10 protein-coding genes, 2 tRNA genes and 1 rRNA gene are annotated in these 13,148 nt (G+C 43.9%); 10 read left to right on the forward strand and 3 right to left on the reverse strand.

Annotation, left to right across the window (positions count from 1 at the left end; all coding sequences use genetic code 11):
- From BUA79_RS05560 to BUA79_RS05585, 6 genes are all read left to right on the forward strand, one after another.
- Window positions 1-293 (forward strand): 23S ribosomal RNA (locus BUA79_RS05560); the annotation flags it as partial.
- Between the two features lie 119 nt (window positions 294-412).
- Window positions 413-483 (forward strand) — tRNA-Trp (locus BUA79_RS05565).
- Window positions 484-626: 143 nt separating this feature from the next.
- Window positions 627-1,046, forward strand: coding sequence for a universal stress protein (locus tag BUA79_RS05570; protein ID WP_073993384.1), 420 nt, complete (start codon window positions 627-629; stop codon window positions 1,044-1,046).
- Window positions 1,047-1,123: 77 nt separating this feature from the next.
- Window positions 1,124-1,360, forward strand: a complete 237-nt coding sequence (locus BUA79_RS05575) for a hypothetical protein (RefSeq protein WP_073993385.1) — start codon at window positions 1,124-1,126, stop codon at window positions 1,358-1,360.
- 279 nt (window positions 1,361-1,639) lie between these two features.
- Entirely contained in the window at window positions 1,640-2,692 is a 1,053-nt protein-coding gene (locus BUA79_RS05580; protein ID WP_073993386.1) for an acyltransferase family protein, read from the forward strand.
- 68 nt (window positions 2,693-2,760) lie between these two features.
- On the forward strand, window positions 2,761-4,143 hold the full coding sequence (locus BUA79_RS05585; protein ID WP_094757332.1) for an aminopeptidase: 1,383 nt from the start codon (window positions 2,761-2,763) through the stop codon (window positions 4,141-4,143).
- 52 nt (window positions 4,144-4,195) lie between these two features.
- On the opposite strand, the gene BUA79_RS05590 is transcribed toward BUA79_RS05585, so the two are convergent.
- Together BUA79_RS05590 and BUA79_RS05595 are read right to left on the reverse strand one after the other, a co-directional pair.
- A tRNA-Pro gene (locus tag BUA79_RS05590) sits at window positions 4,196-4,270 on the reverse strand.
- A 44-nt stretch (window positions 4,271-4,314) separates the two neighbouring features.
- Window positions 4,315-5,850 carry a DEAD/DEAH box helicase gene (locus BUA79_RS05595; protein WP_094757333.1) on the reverse strand — a complete coding sequence of 512 codons (1,536 nt, stop codon included), beginning with the start codon at window positions 5,848-5,850 and terminating at the stop codon, window positions 4,315-4,317.
- A gap of 253 nt (window positions 5,851-6,103) precedes the next feature.
- Here BUA79_RS05595 and BUA79_RS05600 point away from each other — a divergent pair, with 253 nt between their 5' ends.
- The 4 genes from BUA79_RS05600 (at window position 6,104) to BUA79_RS05615 (ending at window position 12,171) form a co-directional block, all read left to right on the forward strand.
- Entirely contained in the window at window positions 6,104-6,637 is a 534-nt protein-coding gene (locus BUA79_RS05600; protein WP_073993388.1) for a cysteine hydrolase family protein, read from the forward strand.
- Window positions 6,638-6,853: 216 nt separating this feature from the next.
- Window positions 6,854-7,699, forward strand: a complete 846-nt coding sequence (locus BUA79_RS05605; RefSeq protein ID WP_073993389.1) for an Mrp/NBP35 family ATP-binding protein — start codon at window positions 6,854-6,856, stop codon at window positions 7,697-7,699.
- A complete protein-coding gene (locus BUA79_RS05610; protein ID WP_073993390.1) occupies window positions 7,696-8,400 on the forward strand; it encodes a TIGR01906 family membrane protein in 705 nt (234 codons plus the stop codon). The genes BUA79_RS05605 and BUA79_RS05610 overlap by 4 nt, the downstream gene beginning before the upstream one ends.
- Window positions 8,401-8,412: 12 nt before the next feature.
- The gene (locus tag BUA79_RS05615) at window positions 8,413-12,171 is read left to right on the forward strand and encodes a phosphoribosylformylglycinamidine synthase (RefSeq protein ID WP_073993391.1); all 3,759 of its coding nucleotides are present in this window, start codon (window positions 8,413-8,415) and stop codon (window positions 12,169-12,171) included.
- A gap of 46 nt (window positions 12,172-12,217) precedes the next feature.
- Here the strand turns inward: BUA79_RS05615 and BUA79_RS05620 are convergent, their stop codons facing one another.
- Window positions 12,218-13,087: a DegV family protein gene (locus BUA79_RS05620; RefSeq protein ID WP_073993392.1), complete on the reverse strand. Its 870-nt coding sequence runs from the start codon at window positions 13,085-13,087 to the stop codon at window positions 12,218-12,220.
- Window positions 13,088-13,148: the final 61 nt, after the last annotated feature.

The raw sequence follows: 13,148 nt of genomic DNA on the forward strand, positions 1-13,148 counted from the left end.
GGTCCCTATCCGGCGTGGGCGCAGGATATTTGAGAGGAGCTATCCCTAGTACGAGAGGACCGGGATGGACTGACCTCTGGTGCATCTGCTGTCTTGCCAAAGGCATGGCAGAGTAGCCAAGTCGGGACGGGATAAACGCTGAAGGCATCTAAGCGTGAAGCCCCCCTCAAGATGAGATATCCCATGGCACAAGCCAGTAAGACCCCTTGAAGACGACGAGGTTGATAGGTCAGGGGTGTAAGTACAGCAATGTATTCAGCTGACTGATACTAATAGGTCGAGGGCTTGACCAAGAGGTCATAGGCGGATGTCTGAGTTTCTTCTGTGTGCAGTTTTGAAGGTGCAGTCTTCAGAATTGATAAATCAGCGGCCTTATGCTATATCTGGATAAGGTTTTTAGCATATAATATAAAGGGGATTGGTCAAGTGGTATGACAAGGGTCTCCAAAACCTTTAGTGGGAGTTCGATTCTCTCATCCCCTGTTTTTAAGAAAAACCTCAGAAACCTTATAAAAAGGGTTTTGAGGTTTTTTTGTTCAAATTTGTTTACTTATGAAAATATATATTATATATTGAGGTTAAGAGATACAAGGCATCGATCATTCTTTAATGAGGAGGTCAAAAAAATGAATAAGAAGATATTGGTTGCTTTAGACGATTCGGATTATGCCAAAAATGTTATGAATCAGGCATTGGAACTGGCAAGGTCTTATCAGGCAGAGCTTTTGGGAGTTTCCGTGATTGACACCAGATACCTGGTAGGAAGTGATGAATCCAACCAGTATCTGATTGGAATTTGGAAAGCCTCCTATCAGGCTTTAATTGATGAATGTGTAAAGCTTGCGAAAAAATCAAATGTAAACTATATTCATGAAATACTCGAGGGAAATCCTTCAGAGGAAATCCTGAAACATGCAGAAAAAAATAACGTCGAGATCATAGTAATGGGAAGCCTTGGTAAAACAGCTGCGGCAGGTATTGCCATAGGCAGTGTGACCCAGACGATATCAGCCCTTAGCAAGTGTTCTGTTTTTATTGTTAAATAATAGTTAATATAAACACTGAAATGCAGGTTGGGATACAAAGACTTTATGCACAAAATATGAAATTGAGAGGTAAAGAGATGATAGTCAAAAGTCAGGATGGAAATAAGATTACAGATAGCAGGACATTTATGGTTTGCCGTGAAGTGAAAGGCCTAACATCCTCGAAAAAAGAATATTACGTGATATCTGCGATTATCAATTTCGAAGATCGGCTAACGATGGGGATATACGATACAGAAGAAGACGCGAAGAAAGCATTAGATTCTCTTATGCATGCGCTGGCATCAACAGGAGATGAATGTTATAAAATGTAAACCCAGCAGAATCGTGAGGAAACAGCACAGAACCACCAGGGAAAACAGAAGACTTCAAAAATCTTTATCAGGAGTTCGGTTTTCTTTTTCACTGTCAAGTGTATAGAAAAAAGGGCAGTGCCAGGCTTTATCTGCTGAATGCGTAAAGTTTTGGAAATATATGGGAATCTCCCAAAATCTTTTTATAAGACATTGGGAGATTTTTGGTGTGCCCGGCATGGGCATAATTTATATGCAGATAAAATGTGCAAATTTTAAGTTGACAGTATGAGGTAATTTATGACAACAAAATATATTCAACCCAGATCCGGAAGGGTGATGATTTTTGACTATTTGAAGGCAGTTGCCATATTTCTGGTCATTGCAAATCATACTCCCTGGTCGGATCAGGAGCTAAGGAGTCCGTTCGTTCCATTTCTGATAAACATGGCGGTCCCCATATTTATGATCGTTTCGGGATATACACTGGCACTGACCTCTGAAAGACAATATGACGAGAATATTAGCAGCCTTTATAAACTGCAGATTATGAAAAAGAAAATTTCAAGATACCTGCTTCCATATTTCATGATCTTTATTTTGCAGATTTTAGCGGAAGTATTCATAAGAAAAGCCGGTCTGGAATTTAGAGGCGTTTTTTCATCCTTTATAACAGGAGGGTATGGACCTGGCAGCTATTATATACCGGTCTTTTTTCAGGTCATTCTTCTATATCCATTTATTTTCCGCTTTTTTCTGAAAGGCAGCCTAAGAGGACTGTTCATCTGCGGCATTCTGAATATTATGTATGAAATAGCCGTTACGATAGTCTTGAACAATTTAGGGGCTTATAGACCGGTCATTGGGGAAACCTATCGGCTGATCATGCTGAGATATTTGTTCATGATAGCACTGGGCACCTGGCTTTATTTTAATAAAAACGTCAGAATCAAGAAAAGTACACTGGCTATTATGTTTGCGGTCGGGTTGTCCTACCTGCTTTTGCTTCAATACACGGATTTCAGACTGCGTATTTTTAATTTTTGGCAATATACCTGCATGATTACAGCATTTTATATTTTTCCGATATTTTATCTGGTTTTCAGGAAATTTCGCAAGATAAGAATGAACAGTTTTGTATCGGACATACTTATGCTGATCGGAAAAGCTTCTTTCCATATATATCTTGTGCAGATGCTCTATTATCACTATTTTGGATTCAGGATATGGAGGATAATCACGGCAGATAAGGTCATTCAGATGCTGATAAATATTCTGATATGCTGCCTGGGAGGCATAGCGCTCCTGAAGCTGGAGCAATTACTCAGAGGTTCGTCTGCAGACCGCAAATAAACTTGATTTTTGAAGTACCAAAAGCTATAATTGAAGCTATTATGAATAAGACTGGAAAGGATATAAAAATGGATACAAGAAATGCATGGTTAAAATATGACGAAAGCAAAAGAAATGAAATTTTTGCTTTTTGTGAGGGGTATAAGGAATTTATTTCAAAATGCAAGACAGAAAGGGAATGTGTGGAGGAAATAGTCCGCCTGGCAGAAAGGGAAGGGTACAGAGATCTGCGCGATCACATTTCGGGAAATATTCCATTGAAATGTGGGGACAAGGTCTATATCAATAATATGGGCAAGGCAGTGGCCCTTTTTCTGATTGGAGAGAAACCGCTGGAAGACGGCATGAAAATTCTGGGGGCACATGTCGATTCTCCCCGGATTGATGTTAAGCAGGTCCCTCTGTATGAGGATTCGGAGCTGGCTTTTCTGGACACCCATTATTACGGTGGAATAAAGAAATACCAGTGGGTTACTCTTCCTCTCGCAATTCATGGTATTGTGGTAAAGAAAGATGGCACCAAAATAAGCCTGGCAATCGGAGAAGAGGAAAAAGATCCTGTTTTTGGCATTTCAGATCTGCTGGTTCATCTTTCCGCAACACAGATGGTGAAGGAAGCTTCTAAGGTCATTGATGGTGAAGATCTGAATGTACTGGTAGGAAGCATTCCGTTGAAAGGAACAGAAAAGGATGCTACTAAGGCCTTTATAAAGTCAATGCTGAAAGAACAGTATGATATTGATGACGAAGATTTCATGTCTGCAGAGTTGGAAATCGTACCTGCCGGAAAAGCCAGGGATTACGGGTTTGACCGGAGCATGGTAATGGGATACGGACAGGATGACCGGGTATGCGCTTACACGTCTCTGATGGCTCATTTTGAGAATACAGATAATGACCGCACTTGCGCCTGCATTCTGGTGGACAAAGAGGAAGTGGGGAGCGTAGGAGCGTCAGGGATGCATTCCAGATTCTTTGAGAACACGGTAGCTGAAATAATCAACCTGATGACTGAGTATTCCGACATCAAGCTGCGCCGGGCGCTTCAGAATTCTAATATGCTGTCTTCTGACGTCAGTGCTGCCTTTGATCCGAATTATCCGTCTGTTATGGAAAAGAAAAATGCGGCTTTTTTTGGGAAAGGAATCGTTTTCAATAAATATACTGGTTCCCGGGGCAAATCCGGTTCCAATGATGCGAACGCAGAATATATGGCCCGGTTAAGAAAGATTATGGAAGATAACGACGTAACCTATCAGACGGCTGAGCTCGGGAAGGTAGACCAGGGCGGCGGAGGAACCATTGCCTATATAATGGGAAATTATAACATGGAGGTTATTGACAGTGGAGTTGCAGTCATGAATATGCACGCGCCATGGGAAATAACCAGCAAATCGGATATATATGAGACGAAGACAGGATATCTTGCTTTTTTGAAAGATATGAAATAAAAAACGAACCTCGCCAGATGACGAGGTTCGTTTTTTATTTAGGCTTTTATAATCGGGATGACAGGATTTGAACCTGCGACCTCACGGCCCCCAGCCGTGCGCTCTAGCCAAACTGAGCCACACCCCGATATATTCAGGACCTAAGTATTATACAACATATTTAACGAAATATCAATTACTTTTGGCAGGTTCAATGTTCACGGACTTGCCTTTAATTTTTGCGTTTTTCATTGCTTTCAGAACATCCTGAGCAAGCTCTTTAGGTACGTCCACAAATGTATATTTGTCAAAGATGTTGATGGCACCTACCACGTCACCAGGAATGCGGCTTTCGCCAGCAATGGCTCCAAGGATATTGGCTGGTGTGACTTTCTGGTTCTTACCTATGTTAATAAACAGTCTGGTCATGCCTTCTTCGCCGCCGGTGTTATCGAAGTTATAATCTGAGCTGCTGACAGAGACAGGCTTCTGCTGTTCTGTATCGCCCAACTCAATCTTGAGGAATGCTGCAGCAATGTCCATGGCGGTAAAATCATTGGAGTTAACTCCAGCATCTACCAGGTTCAGCATATCTGTCAGATCTTCGTTTTCGATAATATCGGCAACCTTCTTGAATACATGTTCAATACGTGTATTGCGGATGTCATCCTGGGAAGGTATCGGAAGTGCCTTGATTTTGGTCTTGCAATATCTTTCGATATCTTTTAATTTATAAATTTCCTTACCGACTACGAAAGAGTAGGCAGCACCGGCTTTTCCGGCACGTCCTGTTCTGCCGATTCTATGAACGTAATATTCATCATCCTGTGGAAGGTCGTAATTGAATACGGCATCCAGATTATCTACATCGATTCCTCTGGCAGCAACATCTGTTGCAATCAGAATTTCTGTTTTTCCTTTTCTGAAGCTGTTCATTACCCTGTCACGCTGAGCCTGTTTCATGTCTCCGTGGAGTCCTTCAGCAAAATATCCTCTTCCTTTAAGCAGGTCCACAAGTTCGTCGACCTTTCTCTTGGTATTACAGAAGATGATGGAAAGCTTAGGGGAATAAATATCTATAAGTCTTGTTAAAATTTCGTCTTTATTCTTTGGACGCACTTCAAAATAATACTGCTCGATGTTAGATACAGTAAGCTCTTTTTGCGCCATTTTGATGGTTGTGGCGTCTTTCTGATATTTTCTTGCAATATCAAGAATTGCCTTTGGCATAGTGGCTGAAAAGAGGAGTGTCTGTCTTTCATCTGGAACTCCCTGCAAGATAGTCTCGATATCTTCCCGGAAGCCCATGTCAAGCATTTCGTCTGCTTCATCCAGTACAACCATTTTAACGTTGTCAAACTTGATGGTCTTGCGACGCATATGATCCATGACTCTGCCTGGAGTACCGATTACAATCTGTGCACCGGATTTCAGAGATTTTATCTGTTTCACGATCTCCTGGCCGCCGTATACAGGCAGGATTTTGACAGCATGCATGTATTTGCCCAGTCTTCTGATTTCCTCGGATACCTGGATAGCCAGCTCTCTCGTAGGACAAAGAATTATTGCCTGAACAGCCTTATCTTTTGGGTCGATGGACTCCAGTACCGGTATGCCGAATGCCGTGGTTTTTCCGGTTCCTGTCTGCGCCTGGCCTATAATGTCTTTGCCCTCCATAACTAATGGAATGGCCTTACTCTGGATAGGGGATGCTTCTTCAAACCCCATATCTGTTACTGCATGCAGTATCTTTTCGCTAATGTTAAATTCTTCAAACTTCAATATAATGTATCCTTTCTGGATTCAATCCTAAAAAATGCCTTATCTATTGGAAGGCACACAAAGTTTAATTATAATATCACACATATCTGATAAATACAAATAGTTTTTCTTTTTTGCTTTACTAATCCGCGAAAATATATTATAAATAGAAGGGTAACTAAAAATGGGCAGAAGTCCATTGTGAGTGAAAGGTGATCAGATGAAGAGACTGTTGATTGTCGTTGATATGCAAAACGATTTTATCGATGGCCCCCTTGGAACCAAGCAGGCAAGGGCTGTCGTCAAAAACGTCGTAAATAAAATCAGGGAATATGAAGAAACAGGTGAGGAAATTGTATTTACAAAAGACACCCATCTGGATAATTTCCTTGTGACAAAAGAAGGAACCTATCTTCCGGTGAAACATGCGATGAAAGGAAGCGAGGGATGGGAAATATGTCCCGAAATAGTGGATTCTTTTGATATGAAGAAATATAAAATATATGAAAAATTTTCATTTGGATCCAGCGACTTCGCGCAGGATCTCATTAATGGGGTATACCTGCGGACAACGGACTTTGAATTTGCAGGTCTGACCACGAATATGTCGGTGATTTCAAATGCCCTGATGGTCAAGACATTTCTGACGGAAGCGGAAGTATGGGTGGACCCATCCTGCTGTGCAGGTTCTACTCCAACAGCCCATGAACATGCTCTTGAAATCATGCAATCCTGTCAGATACATATAAAATAACAGAAAATATTTGAAGCCTGCCCGCTTAGACGGACAGGCTTTTTTATGTGTCCGGTCAGATCCCCAGGATTATGGTCGCAAATTCAAAATATATCATTATGAGACAATTCCTGTAAATCCTTGTAAGCAAGGCAGAATAAAGATTTTTAATTCACATATACAAACAAAGAAAATATGATATAATATCTCAAATCAATTAAGGAGAGGTGTATCATAATGGACAATGAAAGAAAATGCTCAGATACTGGATGTTCTCAGGGAAGCTGCGAAGGCTGTTCCCAAAGTGCGCAGCAGGTGAGCCTGCTGGAAGACCTGAATGCCTATAGCCATGTGAAAAAGGTAATTGGTATCGTCAGCGGTAAAGGTGGAGTCGGCAAATCACTTGTGACCTCTTCTTTAGCTGTGGAATTGCAGAAAAAGGGATATAAGGTAGGGATTCTGGATGCGGACATTACAGGTCCATCGATTCCGAAGATGTTTGGTATAACCGGGAAGGCCAAGGGCTCGGAACAGGGTCTTCATCCGGAGGCATCCGTTTCCGGAATAAAAATCATGAGCATCAACCTTTTGTTGGAAACCGATGACACTCCGGTAATCTGGAGGGGCCCTGTCATTGCAGGAGTCGTCAAGCAGTTCTGGACAGACGTTGTCTGGGGCGAACTGGATTATCTTCTGATCGATATGCCTCCGGGGACAGGAGATGTTCCCCTGACCGTATTCCAGTCCATACCCGTGGATGGAATTGTCATCGTGACCTCTCCTCAGGATTTGGTAAACCTGATTGTCAAAAAGGCGTACAACATGGCGGAGAAAATGAATATTCCTGTCCTGGGTCTGATTGAGAACTACAGTTATCTTATGTGCCCAGACTGCGGAAAGAAAATCAACATTTTCGGCAAAGGAAAAACAGAAGAGGAAGCTGAAAAGGAAGGGCTGGAAATGCTCGGAAATGTTCCGGTCATGCCGCATATAGCAGAACTGGCTGATGAGGGAAGATTTGATGAAGCAGAGAACCCCTATATTGCTAAAGCTGTTGATAAAATTGATGGGATGCTTCGATGAATATGATCAGATGGATGATGGGCGGAATATTTGCCCTGGCATTAATAATAGTAACACTAGTGACATCTTTCGAGGCCGCACTTTACAGCGGTCTTGCTTTTTATGAGCGGGAATACACAAAATATGATGTGGCCCGGGATGTTGACATGGAGATGAAAGACATCCTGTATGTAACCGATGAAATGATGAAATATCTTGTGGATGACAGGGACGATTTGATGATTGAAACAGTGATTGCAGGAGAAAAGGGCTATTTCTTTAATGACAGGGAGATCTCCCACATGGAGGATGTTAAGCTGCTTTTTGCAAAGGGGCTATTGCTTCGGTCTATTTCCCTGATAGTAATGGCGGTCTGCCTGCTTGTACTCGTCCTCCTGAGAAAGAGGCCGGTATTCGTATTGTCAAGGTGCATAAAATACGGTATAATTACCTTCGCCATTCTCGTGGCGGCTCTGGGAGCTGCCATGTGGGCGGATTTTAATAAAGTGTTTACATTGTTCCATAAAATATTTTTCACGAATGATTTATGGATTTTGAACCCTGAAACGGACAGGCTCATCAACATTCTGCCTGAGGGGTTTTTCCTGGATACCGTCGTCCGAATCGGAATCATATTCGGATGTTCGATGGTCATTATCCTCATTTTGTCAATCGTTGTGGAACGTGTTATAATTGGGAAGAAAAATACGAAAGAACATTAACCGGAGGTGCTTATGGGTAAAGTGAAAAGAATTTATGTAGAGAAAAAAACAGAATATGCGGTAGCGGCAGAGCAGCTGAAAGAAGAGCTGGAGAGTTACTTAAATATAAATAAACTGGAGAAAGTCAGAATATTTGCCAGGTATGATATAGAAAACCTCTCGGAAGATGTTTTTGAACAGGCCGTCCGTATCGTTTTCTCTGAACCGCCGGTTGATATCTTATACCGTGAAGAATTTCCTCACAATGAATCAGATCATATTTTTTCCGTTGAATACCTTCCTGGCCAGTATGACCAGAGGGCAGATTCGGCTGAACAGTGTGTCAAGCTGCTGAATGAAGAGGAAGAACCGGTAATACGTACGGCTGTCACATATGTTCTGGAAGGAGATCTGACAGAGCAGCAATTCAATGCGGTGCGTGAATACTGCATCAATCCGGTCGATTCCAGGGAAAGTGGTTTGAAGAAGCCGGAAACCCTGATCACCGTTTATGATGAGCCGGGAGATGTCGAGATTCTCCAGGGGTTTGCAGGACTTGATAGAAGCGGGCTTGAGAGCCTGTATAATTGTCTTGGACTTGCCATGACAATAAATGACTTTCTTCATATTCATAAATATTTTTCCGAAGAAGAGAAGAGAGATCCTTCCATCACAGAAATCAGGGTGCTGGATACCTACTGGTCGGACCACTGCCGCCACACTACGTTCCAGACCGAGCTGGTGGATATAGGCTTTGGTGAAGGCTACTATGCAGAACGCATGAAAGAGACCTTTGAGAAATATAAAGAAGACAGAAGAAATATATTTGGGGACAGAAAAGATAAATATATCTGTCTTATGGACCTTGCCCTGATGGCTATGAGGAAACTCAAGAAAGAAGGAAAACTGGATGACCAGGAGGAAAGTGAGGAGATAAATGCCTGCAGCATTGTGATACCAGTCGAAATCGACGGTGAGACCCAGGAATGGCTGCTCAACTTCAAAAATGAGACGCACAACCATCCGACAGAGATCGAACCATTCGGAGGGGCTGCCACTTGCCTGGGAGGCGCTATCCGTGATCCGCTGTCTGGAAGGACATATGTGTATCAGGCGATGAGAGTCACTGGCGCGGCAGATCCGACCGTCCCAGTCGAGGAAACAATGGCAGGGAAGCTTCCCCAGAAAAAAATCGTCAGGGAAGCTGCACACGGCTACAGTTCCTACGGAAACCAGATTGGCCTCGCGACAGGTATGGTAAAAGAAATATACCATCCTGGTTATGTTGCAAAGAGGATGGAGATTGGAGCTGTGCTGGGGGCTGCTCCAAGAGCAAATGTAATCCGAGAAACTCCTGATCCAGGCGACATTATAATTCTGCTTGGCGGCCGTACAGGACGCGACGGCTGCGGAGGAGCGACCGGATCTTCCAAGGTCCATACGGAGGAATCCATAGAATCCTCCGGTGCAGAGGTCCAAAAAGGAAACGCTCCTACGGAGAGGAAAATACAGCGACTATTCAGACGCCCGGAAGTAAGCAGTCTGATTAAGAAATGCAATGATTTTGGGGCGGGAGGGGTTTCAGTGGCCATCGGTGAGCTTGCTGACGGCCTCAGAATCAATCTGGACAAAGTTCCAAAAAAATACGCAGGTCTGGATGGAACAGAATTGGCAATCTCCGAATCTCAGGAAAGGATGGCCGTTGTTGTCGCACCATCTGATACGGACAGATTTCTGGCATTTGCAGCAGAAGAAAACCTGGAGGCGACGGTAGTCGCAGAGGTCACAGAAGACCCGAGGCTGGTGCTGACCTGGAGGGGCAAAGATGTGGTGAATGTATCCCGGGCTTTCCTGGATACAAACGGGGCACGTCAGGAGGCGCAGGTAAGCGTCAGGATTCCGGACAAAGCCGAAAACTATTTTACTGCATCAGAAATAGGAGATTTCGAACAAAAATATTACAACAATTTGAAAGATCTGAATGTGTGTTCCCAGAAGGGCCTGGTGGAGAGGTTTGATTCTTCCATCGGTTCCGGAACAGTTCTTATGCCATATGGCGGAAAACATCAGATGACCGAAATTCAGGCCATGGTTGCGAAAATACCCGTATTAAAAGGAAACTGCGATACGGTGTCCATCATGAGTTATGGCTTTGATCCTTATCTTTCAAAATGGAGTCCATATCACGGAGCTGTATATGCGGTTATGGAATCGGTATCGAAAGTAGTGGCTGCCGGCGGCGATTATGAAAAAATCCGTTTCACCTTCCAGGAATATTTTGGCAAGACTTCGAAGGATGCTTCAAGCTGGAGTGAACCATTTTCAGCCCTGTTGGGAGCATATGATGCACAGCTCGGGCTGGGTCTTCCTTCCATAGGCGGCAAGGACAGCATGTCGGGCACTTTCAATGAAATCAGCGTACCGCCCACACTGGTGTCCTTTGCAGTGGACGTGGCTAAATCGGGAGAAATTATCTCACCAGAGTTTAAAAGGGCAGGAAATAAACTGGTACAGTTCAAGCTTGCCAGAGATGAATTCGATCTTCCGGATTATGAACAGGCTAAGAAAATTTATACTCAGGTACATAGCCTGATTCTGAATAAGGTAATTGTATCCGCATATTCAGTGGATGCATATGGGATATCGGCGGCTGCATCCAAAATGGCCTTCGGGAATCTGCTTGGAGTCCGTTTTGCGGATGATGTAACCGAAGAAGAACTGTTTTATAAAGAGCTGGGAAGCATAATTGCTGAGGTGGACCAGGATAGGGTGGAGGAACTGAAAGAGTACGGATCATGCAGGATTATCGGAGAACTGATTTCGGCCAGGATGATTGCCTCCCGTAACAAACAGATTGATCTGGAAGAAGCGGTCGTAGTATGGCAGCATCCACTGGAAAAGGTATTTCCGACCCGTGCTTCCGTTATATCTTCTCCTGTAAACACCTCCCTGTATACGAGTCCAAATGTTTACACGTGCAGGAATAAGGTTGCAAGACCAAAAGTATTCATACCGGTATTTCCAGGCACGAATTGTGAGTTCGACAGTGCAAGAGCCTTTGAAAAGGCAGGTGCCGATGTGGATATCAAGGTGTTCAGAAACTTGAATGCATCAGATATAAGGGACTCCGTCCAGGAGTTTAAAAAAAGTATTGACCAAGCCCAGATTATTATGTTCCCTGGCGGATTCAGCGGCGGAGATGAACCGGATGGTTCGGCGAAATTTTTCGCAACAGCTTTCCGGAACAGCTCCATCAAGGATGCGGTCAACGACCTTCTCAAGGAGAGAGACGGCCTGATCCTGGGTATCTGTAATGGATTTCAGGCTCTGATTAAGCTTGGGCTGGTGCCTCATGGAGAGATTACTGGCCAGGAAGAAGAGTCGCCGACGCTTACATTCAACACGATCAACCGTCATGTGTCCAAGATGGTGTACACAAAAGTGGTTTCTGATAAATCACCATGGCTTGCAGCAGCCGGACTTAACGAGACGTACGTAAACCCGGCTTCCCACGGAGAGGGCAGATTTGTGGCCAGCACAGAATGGCTGCAGAAGCTGTTTGCTGCCGGACAGGTTGCCACACAATACACGGACCTGCTTGGAAAACCTTCAACAGATGAAGAATGGGATGTGAACGGATCCTTTATGGCCGTGGAAGGTATAACCAGCCCGGACGGAAGGTGTTTTGGCAAGATGCTTCATGTGGAAAGATGTGGAAACGATATTGCAAAGAATATTTATGGGAATCAGGATTTGAAAATATTTGAATCCGGTGTAAAATACTTTAAATAAAAAAATGCCGCCATCCGGTTTAGGCCGGATGGCGGCATTTTTGGGATTATCTTGGAGATCCCATGAAAAACAATGCAAGTGTGCCCGGGCCTGAGTGAGCGCCAACGGTAGGGCTGATACAGTTGATGATGAATTCCCTGTCTCCGAATCGTTCGCGGACAAGGGAGGCGAGCAGGTCTGCTTCGTCCGGACAATCTCCGTGGGAGATGGCAACCGTATCATTCTGGTCTTCGTAACCCTTTATGGCTGATTCCATATTGTCGACGAGTTTTGCAATTGCTTTCTTTCTTCCTCTGACGTTTTCCAGTGGCACAAGCTTCCCTTCGTTGTCGACGTGAAGAATCGGTTTTACGCTGGCAAGGGAACCGATGAGAGCAGCTGTTTTGCTGATACGGCCGCCTCTTGCCAGGTACTTCAGATCGTCCACAGTAAAGAGATGGCATACATGGAGCTTCTCGTTTTCAATCCACTCTGCGATTTCTTCCATAGTTTTGCCGTCTTTTTGCATTTTGACAGCCTTGCATACTACAAGGCCTTCTCCCAGGGAGGCACACAGCGTGTCGATAACAAGTATTTTCCTTTCGGGAAATTCTTCGATGAGCGCCTTTGCTGCGATGACTTCGGAATTGTAACTGCTGCTGAGGGCAGATGAAAAACTGATATGCAGAATATCCATGCCCTCTTCTAAATGGGCGCGGAGCACGGCCTCAGCTGCATCCGGATTGGCTGCCATAGTTGTGGCTGCCGATCCGGAGCGCATTTTATCGAAAAATTCCTTTTCACTCATCTGGAATTCTCCGCCGTATATGATATCGTCCATACTGTAGTAGAGGGGCACGATTTTTACACCGTATTCTTCAAGAAAAGATGCTGGCAGGTCCGCAGTCGAATCGGTGGTTATTACGAAATTTCCCATATGTATCTCCTTTCGGCAATTTACATGAATTATAGCATTCGCGGGTAAAAATTGCTACAAT

This window comes from Parasporobacterium paucivorans DSM 15970, assembly GCF_900141895.1.
GTDB lineage: Bacteria > Bacillota > Clostridia > Lachnospirales > Lachnospiraceae > Parasporobacterium > Parasporobacterium paucivorans.